We start from the raw sequence: 16,918 nt of genomic DNA, 5'->3' as shown, positions 1-16,918 counted from the left end.
CGGCACCGTAACAAGTCAGCCGTTCGCGGACGGCACCGAGGCGGCCATCATGAACTCGACGGGCTCCTGCCCTTCGTTGCGGTAGCTGTGCGCCACGTGGGCCTCGTACGAGGCGGACACCTGGGCCGGCACGTCATGGTCCACGCCGTCCAGCCGGATGGTGAGAACTCCGGTCGTCACGTGCACCAGTTCGGTGCTGCCCGGCGGGTGCGGGTCCGAGACGTGGCTCTCCCCCGGCATCAGCCGCCAGCGCCACAGCTCCAGCGGCCCCGGCGCCTCGGTGCCGGCCAGCAGCGTGCTGTGGCTGCCGGCCTCGGTGGACCACAGCCGGATCGCCCGGTCCGGGGGCACCAGCCGTACGGAGGGGGTCTGGTCGAAGTCCAGCAGCGTCGTGATGCTCACCCCCAGCGCGTCGCCGACCTTCACCACCGTGCCGACGCTGGGGTTCGTCCTGGCCTGCTCGATCTGGATGAGCATCCCCCGGCTGATGCCGGCCCTGGCGGCGAGCCCGTCCAGGGTGAAGCCGCGTTCGGTGCGCAGCCGGCGCAGGTTGCGGGCGAGGGACTGGGTGAGCTGATCGAGGTCGGTCACGGGCGGCCTCTCCGCAGGGGTCACATATTCTGTACGCCACAGTGCAATGAAGTGCGCTAGAGTACGGCGTTCCCTTTTCGTCCAACGCACTGTACTGCGAGGTACTCAATGGTAGCCCTGGCCCTGGTGACCAGTCTGCTGTGGGGGCTGGCCGACTTCGGTGGCGGGCTGCTGTCCCGGCGTACCCCGGCGCTCACCGTGATGGTGGTCTCGCAGAGCCTGGCCACGGTGACGCTGGGCACGATCGTCGTCGCCACCGGGGCCTGGAGCGAGGCCGGGCCCCGGCTGTGGTGCGCGGTGGCGGCAGGTCTGATCGGGCCGGGCGCGGTGCTGTGCTACTACCGGGCGCTGGCGCGCGGCCCGATGGGCGTGGTCTCCCCGCTGGTGGCGACCGCCGTCGCGGTGCCCATCACGGTGGCGCTGGTGCTCGGCGAACGGCCACAGCCGCTCCAGTACGCGGGCATCGGCATCGCCGTGATCGGCGTGCTGCTGGCCGGTGGACCACAACTGCGCGGCGCCGCCCTCCAGCGCCGCACCGTCGCGCTGGCGCTGGTCGCGGCGGCCGGATTCGGGGCGGTGCTGGTGCTCATCGTGCAGTCGGCGACCACCGTGCGCGGGCTGCTGCTCGCCCTGTTCGTGCAACGGCTGTGCAGTGTGGCGGTGGGCGGCGGGGCGCTGTTCGCGGCGGCGCGGCGCGGCGCACCCGTGCTGCCGGAGGGCGGGCGGCGGGCCCTGGCGGGGACGCTGCCGGCGCTGGCCTTCGTCGGGGTGGCGGATCTCGCGGGCAACGCCACGTACGCGCTGGCCGCCTCGATCGGCCCGGTGACGATCGCCGCCGTGCTGGCCTCACTCGACCCGCTCATCTGCGCGCTGGCGGCGCGCGGTGTCCTGCGTGAACGGCTGCGGCTGGTCCAGGCGGCGGGGGCGGGGCTCGCGATGACCGGGACACTGCTGCTGGCCTCCGGATAGTTCTTCTCTATTCTCCTGTTCCATGAGGCCAGGAGAACAGCAGCCGGGGGACGGCCGACCTTCCGCGGTGAACGGTCCGTACCAGCAGCAGGGCGGGCATCCCACGCACCCCCCTTACCCGTACGGGGGTACCAGCCGCCGCAGGGGTCACCGGGGCCGTACGCGCCCACCGTGCTCACCCAGCCGCCCGGCGGCGGGGGCGGGGGCGGGGGCGGGGGCCGGTCGAAGGCCGCGATCGCCGTCGTCGCGACGGCCGTCGTGGCAGCGGCGGCCGTGGTCACCACGGTGCTGGTGCTGCGCGGCGGCGACGGGCAGCCGTCCGCCGCGCCGACCCCGCCCGAAGGGGAGAGCACCACGGGCGCCCGTCCGGCCCCCGATGACCCGAGGCGTTCGGTGGTCACCGTCCCGGACCCGGTGGTCGCCCCGGACTGGCGGGTGCAGACCAACGCGGACAAGCACAACGCGTTCGACGTGCCGCCGGAGTGGCAGACCAACTCCGAGGACACCCTGGTCGGTTACAACGACTCCCGGGAGGGCGCCGATCCGCAGGACGTGCTGGTCGCCATGTCGGGACCGGTGGAGTACATGTACGGCTGGTGCGCCGAGGCGGACAACGCCACCTCCCGCGCGCTGGCCGGCACCAAGGCGGGCCAGGGCGCCTCGGGCGTCGAGGAGGCCGCCACCAATGAGGCCAAGAACTGGGTGCTGGCCGCCTACGACCAGGAGCAGCAGGGCACCTTCGTCACCTCGGAACCGGAGCCGTTCACCAGCGAGCACGGCATCACCGGGTACGTGGTGACGGCCACGGTCACCGACGTGCCGCAGGACCCGGACGCGGCGTGCGAGGGCCCTGAGGGCGGCAAGGCGATCGCGTTCTCCTACATCGACGCCGAGGGCGATCTGGCCACCTGGGTCCTGGTGATGGACACCGGGTACCCGGAGGAGCCCTCCCAGGAGACGATCGACGCGATGATGAACAGCCTGCGGCCTTACGCGGTGGACTGAGGCCGCCGCCGGGGCGGGTGGCGCGGCTCAGCCGACGCCGAACGCCCCGGCGGGCGGCGGTGGGGAGGGACGGGCGGCGTCCTCCGGTACGGGGCGGGCGTCGCCGGTGAGCCGGGTCAGCTCGGCGCCGTGCACCACGCGGGCCGGAAACGGGTCGGCGGCCACCCGGCGGGCCAGGCCGTCGGGTGGCAGGGGCGCGGTACGGGAGGCGAGCAGCAGCAGGTTGCCGAACCGCCGGCCGCGCAGGACGGAGGGCTCGGCGACCAGGCACAGCTGGTCGAAGGCGTCGGCGAGATTGGCGAGTTGGGAGCGCAGAAAGCCGAAGGGCGCGGCATCCGCGAGATTGACGGCGTAACAGCCGCCCGGCCGCAGCGCGCGGGCCGCCGCGTGTGCGCAGCCCGCGGTGGTCATCGGCCCGGGAATGCGGGAGCGGTCGAAGACGTCGGCGATCACGAGGTCGTACGCACCGGCCGGCGCCGCCTCCAGCTCCTCCCGGGCGTCCGCCACCCGCGTCTCGATGGGCTCGGCCGGTGGCACCGGGAGCCGCTCGGCGATCAGCGCGGCCAGCGGGCCGTCCGCGTCCACGACGCGCTGCCGGGAGCCGGGGCGGGTGGCGGCGGCGTACCGGGGCAGGGTGAGCGCGCCACCGCCCAGGTGCAGCAGGTCGAGCGGGTCGCCGGCCGGGGCCGTGGTGTCCAGGACATGGCCGATCCGGCGGGTGTACTCGAACTCCAGGTGGGTGGGGTCGCGCAGGTCGACGTAGGACTGCGGGGCCCCGTCCACGGTCAGCAGCCAGGCGCCGTCCCGGTCGACGTCGGGCAGCAGCCGGGCAGTGCCGTATGCCACCGGCCGGATCACCGGTATCGCCTCGTCCTCGCTCACCCGGACATTGTCTCCCGGCCGGCCCGGGCCACGGCCCGGGCCGGCCGCGACCTGCGGCGGGCGGGAGCCGCCCGCCGCGCCGCTCAGGCGTCCTCGACCGCCGTCACCCGCCCGGCGCCCACCGTGCGGCCGCCCTCGCGGATCGCGAAGCCGAGACCCGGCTCCAGCGGTACGGCGTGCCCCAGTTCGACCGTCATGGTGACGGCGTCCCCCGGCAGCGCCGTCCCGCCGTCGGGCAGGGTGATGTCACCGACGACGTCCGCCGTGCGGATGTAGAACTGCGGCCGGTAGCCGCTGGCCACGCCCGTGCGCCGGCCGCCTTCCGCCGCGGAGAGCAGGTACGTCTCCGCGGTGAAGACACGGCGCGGGGTGACGCTGCCGGGCAGGGCCACGATGTCGCCGCGCCGTACCGCGTCGCGGGCCACGCCGCGCAGCAGCAGCGCCACGTTGTCGCCGGCCTGCGCCTCGGTCATCGGCTTGCCGAAGGTCTCCAGGCCGGTGACCACCGTCTCGGTGCCCGCCCCGCCCACCAGCAGCACGCGGTCACCGACGCGCACCGTGCCGCGCTCGACGGCGCCGGTGACCACCGTGCCGCGCCCGGTGATGGTCAGCACGTTCTCCACCGGCAGCAGGAACGGCGCGTCCACGTACCGCTCGGGCACCGGCACGTACGTGTCGACCGCGTCCAGCAGCGCCTCGATCGCGCCGCTCCAGCGTGGCTCGCCGCGCAGCGCGCCGAGCCCGGAGACCCGGACCACCGGCAGCGACTCCCCCGCGTATCCCTGCGCGGTGAGCAGTTCGCGCACCTCCAGCTCCACCAGGTCCATCAGCTCCGGGTCGCCCATGTCGGCCATGGTCATGGCCACCACGATGTGCTCGACGCCGACCTGCTTGGCGAGCAGCACGTGCTCGGCGGTCTGCGGCATGACGCCGTCCACCGCCGAGACGACCAGGATCGCGCCGTCCAGCTGGGCGGCGCCGGTGATCATGTTCTTGATGAAGTCGGCGTGCCCGGGCATGTCGACGTGGGCGTAGTGCCGGGTCTCCGTCTCGTACTCGATGTGCGAGATCGTGATGGTGATGCCCCGGGCCGCCTCCTCGGGGGCCTTGTCGATGCGGTCGAAGGGCACGAAGGTGCCGGTGCCGCGGTCGCTGAGGACCTTGGTGATGGCGGCGGTCAGCGTCGTCTTGCCGTGGTCGACGTGGCCCATGGTGCCGATGTTGAGGTGGGGCTTGGTGCGAACGTATGCCTGCTTGGGCATGGTTTCTTCCTTCACGGCTGCGCCGGTGTGGCGCCGGCCGGGGACCGTCCCGGCCGGCGCGCGAACCCCCTGGATCCCACCGACCCTCCCCCTGCGGGGTCCGCGGTGCGATCCGGGGAGGGTCAGCGTCGGGCGCCGTCTGCGGCGTGCGGGAAGACGGCAGCCTTCGGCGCGTCCGCTGCTGCGGACGGCGCTGCGAGGAAGGTCTGCCGGAACATGTGCACCATCGTGGCCCGTTGGGGCCGGGCGTGTCGAAGGGTTTTCCCTGGCTCCCCGGTCAGGAGGCGGACGCCGCCAGGTCCGGGATGCGCCAGTCGATCGGCGTGTGGCCCTGCGCGGCGACGGCCTCGTTGATCTGGGTGAAGGGACGGGAACCGTAGAACTTCTTGGCGGACAGCGGGGAGGGGTGCGCACCCTGCACCACGACGTGCCGCTCGGTGTCGATCAGGGGCAGCTTCTTCTTCGCGTAGTTCCCCCACAGCACGAAGACGGCGGGGTCGGGACGGGCGTCGACGGCGCGGATCACCGCGTCCGTGAAGGTCTCCCAGCCCTTGCCCTTGTGCGAGTTGGCCTCGCCCTCGCGCACCGTCAGCACCGCGTTGAGCAGCAGCACGCCCTGCTGGGCCCACGGCATCAGATAGCCGTTGTCGGGGATGGGGAGGCCCAGTTCGCTGTGCATCTCCTTGTAGATGTTGCGCAGCGAGGGCGGGGTCTTCACCCCGGGGCGGACCGAGAAGCACAGCCCGTGCCCCTGGCCCTTCCCGTGGTACGGGTCCTGGCCCAGGATCAGCACCTTCACCCGGTCGTACGGGGTGGCCTCCAGTGCCGCGAAGACCTCCTCGCGGGGCGGGAACACCGGGCCCCGGGCCCGCTCCTCCTCGACGAACTCGGTGAGCTCCTTGAAGTAGGGCTTGCCGAGTTCCTCGCCGAGCGGGCCCTGCCAGGATGCGGGCAGCATGCCGATCACGTCGCGACCTCCGATGGTGCGCCAAGAGTGGGTTCGCGCACGAACGTACCCGGTGGCACTGACAACCGGCGGCCCGCCCGGCTCAGTTCAGCGGCCCGCCCGCCACGTACAGCACCTGTCCCGAGACGAATCCGGCCTCGTCCGCGGTGAAGAAGGCGATGGCGCGGGCCACGTCCTCGGGGGCGCCGACCCGTCCCACCGCCGTCTTCGCGGCCGCCGCCTCCTGGAAGTCGTCGAAGCCGACGCCGACCCGGGCGGCGGTGGCGGCGGTCATGTCGGTGACGATGAAGCCGGGCGCCACCGCGTTCGCGGTGATGCCGAACTTGCCCAGTTCCTTGGCGAGGGTCTTGGTGAAGCCCTGGAGCCCGGCCTTGGCGGCGGCGTAGTTGGCCTGGCCGCGGTTGCCGAGCGCCGAGGACGAGGAGAGGCTGACGATCCGCCCGAAGCCCGCCTCCACCATGTACGACTGGCAGGCCCGCGACATGAGGAAGGCACCGCGCAGATGGACGCCGATGACGGTGTCCCAGTCGGTCTCGTCCATCTTGAACAGCAGGTTGTCGCGCAGCACCCCGGCGTTGTTGACCAGCACCAGCGGCGGGCCGAGTTCGGCCGCCACCTGCCGTACGGCGTCCCGTACCTGGTCGGTGTCCGAGACGTCGCAGCCGACGGCGAGCGCGGTGCCGCCGTCGGCGGTGATCTTCTCCACCGTCTCCCGGCAGGCGTCGGGGTCCAGGTCGAGTACCCCGACGGCGCGGCCCTGGGCGGCGAGCCGCAGCGCGGTGGCGGCGCCGATGCCCCTGGCCGCTCCGGTGACGATCGCGACCCGCTGCTGAGTGGTGGACATGCTGCGTCTCCTCGCCGTCGAGTGGTGGCCGAGGCGACGCTAGAAGTCGGCCACCTGCCTGTCAACGGCGTGTCTCCGGTGTTCAGCGCACCAGCGTCGCCAGCAGCCGTTCCAGTTCGGCCGCCGGGTCGGCCGTCAGCCCGCTGTGCACGGGCCCCGGCTGGACGACGGTGCTGCGCGGCGCGACCAGCCAGCGGAACCGCCGGCCCGGGCCGTCCCCGGCCGCCTGCCCCGCGCTGCTGCCCCCGTCGCAGACCCGCTCGGCGGCCCGCAACGCCGCCTGTACCCCGGTCAGGTCGACGTCCGGGTCCAGGGCACGCAGCCGCCGCGGGTCCAGATGGGTACGGGCGGCCAGGAAGGAATGGGCCTGGGAGTACAGCAGCACACCGGCGTTGACGCACTCACCGCGTTCCACCCGGGGCACGACCCGCAGGAGCGCGTACTCGAAGACCTCGCGCTGCCGCGCCGGGGTGTGGTTCATCGGGCATCGTCCTGGGTGCTGTGAGTGGTGAGGGGCAGGCCGCCGGTCAGCCAGCCGGGTGCCTGGGAGGGCTTGTCGGCGGTGGGCGGCCCCACGGTGATGTGTTCATGGATGCTACGGGCCCGGGCGGCCAGCACCTCGCCGTAGGCGGCGCGCACCGCGTCGGGGGTGTCGAAACCGGGCTCCCCGGCCAGCCAGGCGTCGGGGACCAGGGCGGTGACCTCGGCCAGCAGTTCGGCGGTCACCCGCGGGGCGAGCGCGGCGGCGGCCTCGGCGACGCGCGGCCCGAACGGGGCCAGGGCGTGGTCGGAGGCGTCGTAGGGGCGCTCGGCCCAGCGGCTCGCGGTGGGCCAGTTGTGGTGCCAGATCAGGGCGGCGCCGTGGTCGATCAGCCACAGGTCGCCGTGCCACACCAGGAGGTTGGGGTTGCGCCAGGAACGGTCGACGTTGCCGATGAGGGCGTCGAACCACACCACCCGGCCGGCCTCGGCCGGGTCCACCCGGTAGGCGAGCGGGTCGAAGCCGAGCGAACCGGGCAGGAAGTCCATGCCGAGGTTGAGTCCGCCGCTGGCCTTCAGCAGTTCCTGGACCTCCTGGTCGGGTTCGGCGCGCCCGATCACCGGATCCAGCTCCATGCGCACCAGCTCGGGCACCCGCAGCCCGAGCCGGCGGGCCAGTTCGCCGCAGATCACCTCGGCGACCAGCGTCTTGCGGCCCTGGCCGGCGCCGGTGAACTTCATGACATACGTCCCCAGGTCGTCGGCCTCGACGATCCCGGGCAGCGATCCCCCCTCCCGCAAGGGGGTGACATAGCGGGTGGCGAACGTTTCGCGGAGCATTCCCCCAGGCTATCGGGCCGTCCGGCCTGGGGATCCACGGTGCTCCGTCGACGCCTCCGCCCCGGCTACCGACCCGGATCACGGCTGGGGAGTACCCGACGCGGGCAAGGCGGCGGGGAACTCCCGCGCGGCGCAGGGGCCGGCGGGGGTGCTTATACGCCGGCCCCGCCCGGGCGGCCATGGGGTCGCCGGTCAGTCGATCTCGCTCATCCGGGACACCTCAGCTGCCGGCACTCGCATCTCCGCACGATGTCCTTCCCGGCGGCCCAGCACCCGCTCGGCAAGAACGGCGGAGAGGCAGAGAAGGGCCGCGAGTACGGCGAAGAAGGGGAAGATCGTGGTGCCGCCCCACAGGGTCGCGCCGATACCGACGAGAAGTGTGGGGGTGATGAGCGCGCCGTAGGCGAACAGATAGAACGCGGACATGACGGCCCCGCGGCTCTCGGCGGGAATGTGCGTGGTCAGATGGCGCAGGGAGCCGCCGAAGGCAAGTCCGTAGGCGCCGCCCTGAAGTGCGACCGCGACGGTGATGACGACGGCGTTGCCGGTCGCGAAGGCGCCTATTCCGGCCAGCATGAACACGGCGAGCGCCGTGTCGCCGGTGAGCGCGACCGTACGGGCCGGGTAGCGACCACCGGCGACCTGCGCGCAGGCGGCGGAGAGAGTGACGGCTGCGATGATGACGCCGCCGAAGAACGGCCCTTCGATGTTCGCGGCCTGTGCGGCGATGGACGGTTCCAGCGAGAAGCAGACCCCGAGCACGGCCCAGGCGGCCCCGGCGCCGATCACGGAGAAGACGAAGCGTGAGCGGATCTCCTTGGGCACCCGTGGGCGCGGGATCCTCAGTGGCGCGGCACCGGCGCCGGGGTGCGGTTCACGCATCACCGCGAGGAGGGCGAGCAGGACGAGGGCGATGAGCGCATCGGCGAGGTAGGGCAGGAGCAGGGGGTGAAGATTGGTCTGGGCGAGGGTCGCGGTGCCGAGTGCCGCGACGGCGATGCCGACGTTGAAGGCGATGGCGGTGAGCGTTCCGCTGCGCGCCGCCCGCTGTGGATCCACGTCCAGGAGAGCGGCCCCGGCGACGACGACGATCGCGCCGATCCCCAGGCCGTTGAGCATCCGTGCCACGACGAGGTACGCGGGCCCTGTCGCGAGGACGAAGACCGCGAGTCCGGCGAGGAGTAGCAGGACGGCGGCCAGGAGCACCGGCCGGCGGCCGTAACGGTCGGACAGGGCTCCGGAGCAGAGGATCGCGATGACGGCCACGGCCCCGTACGCGGCGAAGATGACCGTGGTCAGAAAGGGCGGATAGTCCCATTTCTCGGCGTACAGGGAGTAGAGCGGCGAGGGGATGGCGGAGGTCGCCTGGCCGAGCATGAGGAGGCCGAGGAGAACCGCGTAGCTCCAGGACTGGGGGCGGCGCCCCGGGGACAGTGACGGCACAGGGGGACTCCTGATAAGTTCGATGCAGATCGTACTTCGAGAACGCTAAGAGCAAGTACGACGTTCGTCAAACTTGGAGCTGTCCGATGCCGTCCTGGGAAACCCCGCCCGACCAGTTGCCGGCGGTCGCCCCCGTCCAGAAACTGCTGCGCGCCCTCGCGGACCCCGCCCGCCTGGAAATGGTCCGCCGCCTGGCGACCTCCCCCGTCGCCGAAGCCCCTTGCTCGGACCTCTACGAGGGCCTCAGCAAGTCCACCGCGACCCACCACTTCAAGATCCTCGTGGAGGCCGGCATCCTCCACCCGGTCATGGTCGGCCCCTCCCGCGGCCACCGCCTCCGCCGCGCCAGCCTCCAAGAAGCGGCACCGGGCCTGCTGGACGCACTGATGGCGACTCTCGCGCGAGAGGGCCGACGGCCTTGAGGGCCTGACGCGGCAGCAGCCCGAGCACGGTCCGCCCGGCACCGCTCGCCGGCAGGCCACCCCGCCTCGCTCTTCGGCTGCCGCTCGAGCCTCGTCCAGGCGATGACATGCATCAACCCCGGCAGGCCACGGACGCTTCGACCTCGTCCTCGACACCATCTCCGCCGACCACGCACTCTCACCACTGCTGCGCATGCTCGCGCTCGACGGAACCCTCTCCGTCGTCGGCAACCCACTGATAACAGGTCCTCGCCTCATCGAACTGGCGGCCGGTAGCGCTTGGGGCTCTCTCCCATTCCGTCCTCTCGCGCCACACACCGGACCTCACGCATCACGCGTGGGTCGGCCTGGGGATGTTCCGCGATCGAGGAGCCGGCCGAAGGAGCCGAAGCCGGAGGTGTGCCACACCGCTCCCCCGCGGGTCACGGCCAGGGCTTCGTGACCTTCGAGTCCCTCCACCCAGTCACGGGCGGCGGATCCCCTCGCGAAGGCGGCCGTGGCGTAGGCGTCGGTCCAGGTCAGGCGGTTGCCGATGAGGGTGAGGGAGAGCAGTTCGCCGGCGGGTTCCCGAGCGTGCGGATCGAGGATGTGCGCGCCCCGCTCGGCGCTGCCGGAGGTGGCGACCGCGAGGTCGTACCCCTGCACGACGGCGAGCAGTTGTCCCGGGGCGGCCGGGTCGGCGACACCCAGCCGCCAGGGGTCCGCCGGGGCTGTGCCCGTGCACTGGAGATCACCACCGCCGTTGACACACACCCGTTGTGCTCCCGCCCCTCGCAGCAGTTCGGCGGCCCGCTCGGTGGCCCAGCCCTTGACCAGTCCGGACGGGTCCAGGAAGCCTGCGGCGCGGACGCTGAACCAGCCATCGCTGCGGCGGGTCGCCTCCGCGCACAGCTCCAGGACCTCGGCCACCTCCGGCGGGCACGCGTCCACCGTCGTGGTTCCCGCCCCCAGCCGGCTGATGGCACTGTCGGGACGGAAGGTGGAGAAGACCTCGTCGACGCGGTGCAGCATGGCGACCGCGTCCGTCAGAGCGCGGCGTACGGCGGGGGTGACGGCACCACGGATGTCGAAGGAGAACACGGTGCCCATGACGTGCTCGGCGTGACGCAGCCCGCGGCCCGGCTCAGCCACCGGCCTGGTCCAGCGCGCTCTGAAGGGAATCCAGGTAGCCCTGACTCGTGTAGCTGGCCCCGGACACGGCATCGACGTGGACGCTCTGCGCCCGCAGCACCTCCTGTGTGAGCCGGGGTACCGATTCCGCGGCGATGGCTTCGCTCCTGGGATCACCGCCCGGTGTCCGCAGGGCCCGAACACCGGTGATCCTTCCCTGATCGAGCGTGACCGCCACCTGGACCGGTCCGAAGGGAGTGTCGATCGACTTCCCGGTGAACGTGCCGGTCGGGTCGGGGCCGGGCGCGACGGCCGGCGGCGGATCACCCGCGGGCGGCGCGGGAGCGAGGGCCGCCGGAGCGGCATGGGGTTTGAGGGAGAGCAGGGCGACCACACCCGCGACGGTGGTCACCGCTGCGATGGCGGCACGGTGCACGTTTTCGGTTCCTTCCGGGAGATGGTCCGCTAGAACGCGAACGACTCGTGGTGGATGCGGCGGCGGGGTACCCCCGCGCGGCGCAGGGCCGCGGTGACGGTCTCGGTCAGGGCGGGTGGCCCGCACAGGTACACGTCGTGACCGGGCAGTCCGGGGACGAGCCGGCGCAGTCCCGGCGCGGTGAGGGCGGCCTCGCAATCGGCACGGTCCCCGAGCAGGTAGTGCACCCGCCCGCGGCGGTGCCGGGCGATGGCGTCCAGTTCGTCGCGGAGCACCACGTCCTCGGGACGGTGGGACCGGTAGATGAGGGTCACCTGGCCCGGAAGGGTCTCGAAGAGCGCGCGCAGCGGCGTGATCCCCACTCCCCCGGCGACCAGGAGCGACTTGGCGGCACCACCTGACCGTTCGGCCGTGAGTGCTCCGTACGGTCCTGCCGCCCACACCCGGGTGCCGGGCCGCAGCCGGGCCAGCCGGGCGCTGTGCCCCCCGACCGCCTTGACGGTGATGCGCAGCAGGTCGTCGCGGGCGGGCGCCGACAACGAGTAGGGGTTGGCGGACCACCACAGTCCGGGAACGAGGAAGCGCCACCGGAAGAACTGACCGGGCCGGGCGCCCAGCTCGTCGAGGTGACGGCCGGCGATCCGTATCGAGACCACACCGGGCGCCTCGTGGGTCACGGCGGTGACCACCAGGCGGTGTCGCAGCGCCCGGCGTACCGGCAGCAGGAACCGGTACCACGCCAGAAGGACGGCCACCGTTCCGTACAGCGCGTACCAGCAGAACCTCGCCGTCGCGTTCGACGTGAAGTCGGCCCCCAGGGCCAGCTGGTGTCCGAAGGCGAGGAAGATCGCCAGGTAGGTGAGGAAGTGCAGCGCGTGCCATGCCTCGTAGCTCAGCCGACGGCGCGCGGCACGGGCGGAGACCACCGCGGTGAACAGCAGGAGAGCGAAGCCCGCCGCGCAGCTGAGCATCTGCGGGTAGCCGGTGATCAGTGTCACCGCCTGCTGGGCGGCTCCGGTGTGCGCGGTCATGGCATACCCAAGGGTGATGAGCAGAGCATGGGCGATGGCCAGTGACACTGTGTAGCGGCCGCCCACGGCATGCCAGCGGGAGAGCCGGTCGGTGCCGACCCCGCGGTCCAGAACCGGCAGCCGTGCCATCAGCGCGAGCAGCACGGCACAGGCGTACCCGGCCAGCAGGCCGGTGATCCGGCCTGCTCCCGTCAGCCATTCGGCTGCGCCCGTCACGGCCGGGGTGTCGCGCCACCAGAGAACGAGAACGGCGGCGGCCCCGGTCCAGATCACGAACTGGGCGGCTCCCGGAATGATCCGGTTCCGGCGCGCCCACAGGCTCCGGCGCGGCCCCGCCCGGTGGCGGTGGCCTCCGGGCACCCTCCCGTCCCCCGCGGTATCGCTGTTTGTCCTGGTCAACCGTCTCTCCGCTCCTCATGGCGGCCGGTGGTTCCGGTGCCGGTGACCACAGTGGCGGGCGCAGCTCTGAGGACCTTCTGCATCACGGCCGGGCGGGGGTGATTCAGAGCGAACACAGAGGTTCACGGCCCTGCGCCCGACCCGCCGCCGGGGGATGCTGGGAACCATCATGAACAGGCAGAACATCAGGAGTGGCGGTCCGCCCCTGCGCCCCGACGGGTCACCCGCACGGGTCCTGGTCGTGGACGACGAGCCGGACCTGGTCGAGGTGCTCTCCCGGGCCCTGCGCTACGAGGGCTGGCAGGTGCGCACCGCCACCGACGGCGCCTCCGCACTCGGCGTGGCACGGGAGTTCCGGCCCGACGCGGTGGTGCTCGACTGGATGCTGCCCGGCATCGACGGCCCGGGCGTGCTGCGGGCGCTGCGGGGGGAGCCGAGCCAGGCGTGCGTGTTGTTCCTGACCGCGCGGGACGCGGTGGAGGACCGGATCGCGGGCATCACCGCGGGTGCCGACGACTATGTGACCAAACCGTTCAGCCTGGAAGAGGTGCTGGCGCGGCTGCGCGGGCTGCTGCGCAGGGCTGGTACGGCCCTGGAGCCGCCCGGCAGCAGGCTTGCGGTCGGTGATCTGGTGATGGACGAGGAGGCACGGGAGGTCAGCCGTGGCGGCCGGCCGGTGGAACTGACGCGCACCGAGTTCGAGCTGCTGCGGTACCTGATGCGCAATCCGCGACGGGTGCTGTCGAAGGCGCAGATCCTGGAGCATGTGTGGTCCTACGACTTCGGCGGTCGTGCCCATGTCGTGGAGCTCTACGTGAGTTATCTGCGCAAGAAGATCGACGCCGGCCGGCCATCGATGATCCACACCGTGCGCGGCAGCGGATATGTGCTGAAACCGGGGGTGCGGTGAGGCGACTCCCGGTTCCGCGCACCCTGCGGGCCCGGCTCACCACCGGTCTCGTCGTCCTGGTCGCGGCCGTGTGCGCGGCGGTCGGCCTCACCACCGTGCCGGCGCTGCGCGGTTTTCTGCTGGAGCGGCTTGACCAGCAGCTGGTCTCCAGTGGCGGGCGTTTCGCGGCCAGCCTGGAGCACGAGGCCCGGCCGGACGAGGACAACGCGGTCGACACGCGGGGGCAGCCCGATCACACGTTCGGAGCCCGGCTGCTGGACGGTACGGTGACCGCCACAGCCGTGGTGCACGACGAATCCACCCGTCCGGTGCCGCTGGACGCCGCCGACCGCGCCGCCCTCGCCGCGCTTCCGGCCGATGAGGGCGGTCGCACGCTCACCCTGTCCGCTCTGGGCTCCTACCGTGTGGTGGCGGTGCCGGGTGATGACCGGGATGTCCTGGTCACCGGGCTTCCGATGCACGGCGTCGATGAGACCGTGGCCCATCTGCGGGTGGTGGAGGGTGTGGTGTTCGGGGCGGCCCTGCTGGCCACCGCGGCCGCCGGCTATCTGTGGATCCGGCTCGCGCTGCGTCCCTTGGACCGGGTGGCGGCCACCGCCACGGAGGTGACCCGGCTGCCGCTGGCCAGCGGGGAGGTGGCGATGCCCGAGCCGGTGCCGGACACCGACACGGGCACCGAGGTGGGCCGGGTCGGTGCCGCACTCAACCAGTTGTTGGGACACGTCGGAGTCGCACTCGCCCGCCGGCAGGCCAGTGCGGAGCGGCTACGGGAGTTCGCCGCCGACGCCGGCCATGAACTGCGCACTCCGGTGGCGAACGTGCGCGGCCACGCGGAGCTGGCACTTCGCCGTCCCGGGCCCCTGCCGCCGGACGTACGGCGTTCCCTGGAGCGCGTCGTCGCCGAGTCCGCGCGGATGTCCGCGCTCGTCGACGATCTGCTGCTTCTCGCCCGGCTGGACTCCGACCGCCCGCTGGCCCGGGAAGTGGTCGATCTCAGCCGGATGGCCCTGGACGCAGTCGACGACGCCCGGGCCATCTGGCCGAGTCACCACTGGCTGCTGGACCTCCCGGAGGATCCGCTGCTGACACGCGGGGACGGTCAGCGGCTGCACCAGGTGGTGACCAATCTGCTGGCGAACGCCGCCTCCCACACCCCACCGGGAACCGAGGTGACGCTCCGCCTCGTCGCCGCGGCGGAGGACATCGTGTTGACGGTCACCGACGACGGCCCGGGGATCGCTCCTGATCTGCTGCCGAAGGTGTTCGCCCGCTTCACGCGGGGCGACCACGGACGGTCACGGGCGGGGGGCAACACCGGCCTGGGCCTGTCGATCGTCGCCTCGGTGACGCGGGCGCACGGCGGGAGCGTCGACGTCACCAGCCGGCCCGGACACACGGTCTTCCGTGTGCTGCTCCCGTGGGAGGGGGACGGCCGGGGAACGGGCGGGCCAGGGTGACAGCCCGTGTCCGCGGATCTGCGGACGGCGGGCCTGAATTCGCAGAAGCGAAATATTCTGTGGGGCCAGGTGCCCAACGCCCCCGGCGGTCGCTCCCCCGGTGGGCGGAAGGAGCGCCGGGCGCGATCACGGCCCCGCCGGAACCACCGCCGTGACCGCGCCGGAACGGCACCTCTGATCAGCCGGCCATTGTTCCTTCTTCGTAATACCAGTTCTTTTCGACACCGATATTCCCCAGGCATTCCCTGGCGAGTGCGGTCTTCGACATCAGGTCGGCGTCGGAGGCGTCGAAAAGAAAACTCCCGACGCTTCCACTGTGGGCGACCTGGATCCCCACGGCCTCCACATGAGCATGAATCTTCAACAACTTGGCGAAGTGCGGAACGGGAAGGAAACGCTGGTTGACCGTCGCGCTCTCAGTGGCGATCCGGCCGATCTCCCGGAGGTCTCCGCCGGCCGTTCCGCACCGCATGCGGACCCGCATCTCGTCGAACTGCTCTATCTCTCGAGGTGTATAGCGGGCGGGCGGGTGCGAGAGGGTGTCCACCGGACCGATGCCCAACGGGAAGCCGAGGACCGCGAGCGGCAGCAGCGGCACGCCGAAGGACTCGATGACCTCTCCCTCACGGTGGGCGAACAGCAGCATGTCGTCGAACATGAGGGGGTCCGCCGCGGACTCCGCGGCCACCGCGATCCTGGCGATGTCCTCCACCGGCAGGCTCATCCCCAGGGCGTCGAGCACCGCACGGATCGTGGCCGTGACATCGCCCGATGACGAGCCGAACCCGAGCCCCACCTCAATGTTGCTCCGCACCCGCAGCACTCCGCCCAGGCGTGGCGCGCCGACCGCCGCCAGCGTGGCGCACGCCGCCTGCCTGGCCTTGCTCTTCCAGCCCGGTTCGACGCGCAAGTTCTCCGCCGAGCTGCTGAGTTCGACGGTCGCCTCGGAACTGAACAGCGCGCAGGGCAGTGTGGTGAGCCCACGGCGCAGCCGCCCGTCGTGCGCGGTGAAGGTTCCCTGGAGCAGTTCGCCGTGATGGCCGCGTGCCGAACCCCTGCCGCGCCACGCCCCGGGCCGTCCCTCTTCCGTGAGGGCAGGGCCGAAGGGACGGACGTCAGAGATTCCGGGCACGTCGACGAGACGTTCCCCGGTCATGTGTGATCCCCGTGTTGCGGTGCCCGCCGACTGCGCCGAAGTCAGCCGGCCGACCGCGAGAGCGCGGCCACCAGGCTCTTGGGCCGCATGTCCTGCCAGTTCTCCGTGATGAATCGCAGACAGTCCTCGCGGCCGGCAGGACCGGCGACGACGTTCCAGCCCAGCGGCACCTCGGCGAACGCCGGCCACAGCGAGTGCTGTCCCTCGGCGTTGACCACGGCCAGGTAGTCGGCGGACTCATCCTCGAAAGGGTTGGCGTTCATCCCTGTCTCCCCGTTAGACGCTCGACCGACGGCCGGGTGGTGCTCGGCCTTCGGACCCCGTGCCCGGACACGGCTCCGCGTCCGGCCCCCGTGGGACCGGACACCACCGCTCCGGGGTTTTCACAGACGGCGTGCACGACTTGTGGCCGTGCACAGATGATCTTCTTACCAGCCTTGCACTTGCCATGTCCACCTCTTGCGGGAAACCCGTGAACAAAATATTCCCACCCCTTTCCCGCGTTCCTCACCGCGCGTGACCATCGAAACAACCAGGTGACGAAGGTGCGTTCGGGCTGCTACCTTCACCCTTGATCTCAGCCAGGGCGACTCCGGCAGTCGTGGCAGATCGCAGGACTGTTAACGGGATGCCGGGGATCCATTCAGAGAACTTCGTGTCCTCTGGCGCTCAGGGGCGCGACAGCGCCCCGAAACCTCCAGGGAACGGGGCTCC

18 protein-coding genes are annotated in these 16,918 nt (G+C 71.9%); 5 read left to right on the top strand and 13 right to left on the bottom strand.

Translation table 11 applies throughout. The features are described from left to right. Window positions 1-15: 15 nt before the first annotated feature. Entirely contained in the window at window positions 16-591 is a 576-nt protein-coding gene (locus tag SXIM_RS26185; protein WP_030737612.1) for a helix-turn-helix domain-containing protein, read from the bottom strand. 108 nt (window positions 592-699) lie between these two features. Between SXIM_RS26185 and SXIM_RS26180 the strand changes: the two genes are divergently transcribed. Both SXIM_RS26180 and SXIM_RS26175 read left to right on the top strand, forming a co-directional pair. Beyond that, the gene (locus SXIM_RS26180) at window positions 700-1,560 is read left to right on the top strand and encodes an EamA family transporter (RefSeq protein ID WP_046725260.1); all 861 of its coding nucleotides are present in this window, start codon (window positions 700-702) and stop codon (window positions 1,558-1,560) included. A gap of 171 nt (window positions 1,561-1,731) precedes the next feature. After that, window positions 1,732-2,565, top strand: a complete 834-nt coding sequence (locus tag SXIM_RS26175) for a DUF8017 domain-containing protein (RefSeq protein WP_053116313.1) — start codon at window positions 1,732-1,734, stop codon at window positions 2,563-2,565. A gap of 27 nt (window positions 2,566-2,592) precedes the next feature. Here the strand turns inward: SXIM_RS26175 and SXIM_RS26170 are convergent, their stop codons facing one another. The 7 genes from SXIM_RS26170 to SXIM_RS26140 form a co-directional block, all read right to left on the bottom strand. Further along, window positions 2,593-3,447 (bottom strand): spermidine synthase, encoded by an 855-nt coding sequence (locus tag SXIM_RS26170; protein WP_046725259.1) that lies wholly within the window; start codon window positions 3,445-3,447, stop codon window positions 2,593-2,595. 83 nt (window positions 3,448-3,530) lie between these two features. Continuing rightward, window positions 3,531-4,709: an elongation factor Tu gene (gene tuf, locus SXIM_RS26165; protein ID WP_030737604.1), complete on the bottom strand. Its 1,179-nt coding sequence runs from the start codon at window positions 4,707-4,709 to the stop codon at window positions 3,531-3,533. 277 nt (window positions 4,710-4,986) lie between these two features. Beyond that, a complete protein-coding gene (locus SXIM_RS26160) occupies window positions 4,987-5,667 on the bottom strand; it encodes a uracil-DNA glycosylase (RefSeq protein ID WP_030737601.1) in 681 nt (226 codons plus the stop codon). Between the two features lie 91 nt (window positions 5,668-5,758). After that, window positions 5,759-6,520, bottom strand: coding sequence for a 3-oxoacyl-ACP reductase FabG (gene fabG, locus SXIM_RS26155; RefSeq protein WP_046725258.1), 762 nt, complete (start codon window positions 6,518-6,520; stop codon window positions 5,759-5,761). Window positions 6,521-6,602: 82 nt separating this feature from the next. After that, window positions 6,603-7,001 (bottom strand): DUF3037 domain-containing protein, encoded by a 399-nt coding sequence (locus SXIM_RS26150; protein WP_030737596.1) that lies wholly within the window; start codon window positions 6,999-7,001, stop codon window positions 6,603-6,605. Further along, window positions 6,998-7,840, bottom strand: coding sequence for a HipA family kinase (locus SXIM_RS26145; RefSeq protein ID WP_030737594.1), 843 nt, complete (start codon window positions 7,838-7,840; stop codon window positions 6,998-7,000). Before SXIM_RS26145 ends, SXIM_RS26150 begins: the two co-directional genes overlap by 4 nt. A 192-nt stretch (window positions 7,841-8,032) precedes the next feature. Continuing rightward, window positions 8,033-9,283 (bottom strand): MFS transporter, encoded by a 1,251-nt coding sequence (locus SXIM_RS26140; RefSeq protein WP_046725257.1) that lies wholly within the window; start codon window positions 9,281-9,283, stop codon window positions 8,033-8,035. Between the two features lie 86 nt (window positions 9,284-9,369). Here SXIM_RS26140 and SXIM_RS26135 point away from each other — a divergent pair, with 86 nt between their 5' ends. Further along, window positions 9,370-9,705, top strand: a complete 336-nt coding sequence (locus SXIM_RS26135; protein WP_030737590.1) for an ArsR/SmtB family transcription factor — start codon at window positions 9,370-9,372, stop codon at window positions 9,703-9,705. A gap of 324 nt (window positions 9,706-10,029) precedes the next feature. Here the strand turns inward: SXIM_RS26135 and SXIM_RS26125 are convergent, their stop codons facing one another. The 3 genes from SXIM_RS26125 to SXIM_RS26115 are packed head-to-tail and all read right to left on the bottom strand — an operon-like array spanning window position 10,030 to window position 12,642. Further along, entirely contained in the window at window positions 10,030-10,836 is an 807-nt protein-coding gene (locus tag SXIM_RS26125) for an FAD:protein FMN transferase (protein ID WP_046725256.1), read from the bottom strand. Next, window positions 10,829-11,251 carry an FMN-binding protein gene (locus tag SXIM_RS26120; RefSeq protein ID WP_030737586.1) on the bottom strand — a complete coding sequence of 141 codons (423 nt, stop codon included), beginning with the start codon at window positions 11,249-11,251 and terminating at the stop codon, window positions 10,829-10,831. The genes SXIM_RS26125 and SXIM_RS26120 overlap by 8 nt, the downstream gene beginning before the upstream one ends. 29 nt (window positions 11,252-11,280) lie before the next feature. Next, window positions 11,281-12,642, bottom strand: coding sequence for a ferredoxin reductase family protein (locus SXIM_RS26115; protein WP_053116312.1), 1,362 nt, complete (start codon window positions 12,640-12,642; stop codon window positions 11,281-11,283). Between the two features lie 208 nt (window positions 12,643-12,850). Here SXIM_RS26115 and SXIM_RS26110 point away from each other — a divergent pair, with 208 nt between their 5' ends. Together SXIM_RS26110 and SXIM_RS26105 are read left to right on the top strand one after the other, a co-directional pair. Further along, window positions 12,851-13,591 (top strand): response regulator transcription factor, encoded by a 741-nt coding sequence (locus SXIM_RS26110; RefSeq protein ID WP_030737581.1) that lies wholly within the window; start codon window positions 12,851-12,853, stop codon window positions 13,589-13,591. After that, entirely contained in the window at window positions 13,588-15,048 is a 1,461-nt protein-coding gene (locus SXIM_RS26105; RefSeq protein WP_043178639.1) for a sensor histidine kinase, read from the top strand. Before SXIM_RS26110 ends, SXIM_RS26105 begins: the two co-directional genes overlap by 4 nt. A gap of 178 nt (window positions 15,049-15,226) precedes the next feature. Here SXIM_RS26105 and SXIM_RS26100 read toward each other — a convergent pair whose 3' ends face one another. Both SXIM_RS26100 and SXIM_RS26095 read right to left on the bottom strand, forming a co-directional pair. Further along, the gene (locus tag SXIM_RS26100) at window positions 15,227-16,204 is read right to left on the bottom strand and encodes a GHMP family kinase ATP-binding protein (RefSeq protein WP_053116311.1); all 978 of its coding nucleotides are present in this window, start codon (window positions 16,202-16,204) and stop codon (window positions 15,227-15,229) included. A gap of 41 nt (window positions 16,205-16,245) precedes the next feature. Next, window positions 16,246-16,467, bottom strand: a complete 222-nt coding sequence (locus SXIM_RS26095) for an MbtH family protein (RefSeq protein ID WP_030737572.1) — start codon at window positions 16,465-16,467, stop codon at window positions 16,246-16,248. Window positions 16,468-16,918: the final 451 nt, after the last annotated feature.

The sequence above is a fragment of the Streptomyces xiamenensis genome, assembly GCF_000993785.3.
GTDB lineage: Bacteria > Actinomycetota > Actinomycetes > Streptomycetales > Streptomycetaceae > Streptomyces > Streptomyces xiamenensis.
The sequence above is the reverse complement of the archived record's forward strand: the minus strand, read 5'-3'. Positions and strand labels throughout refer to the sequence as shown.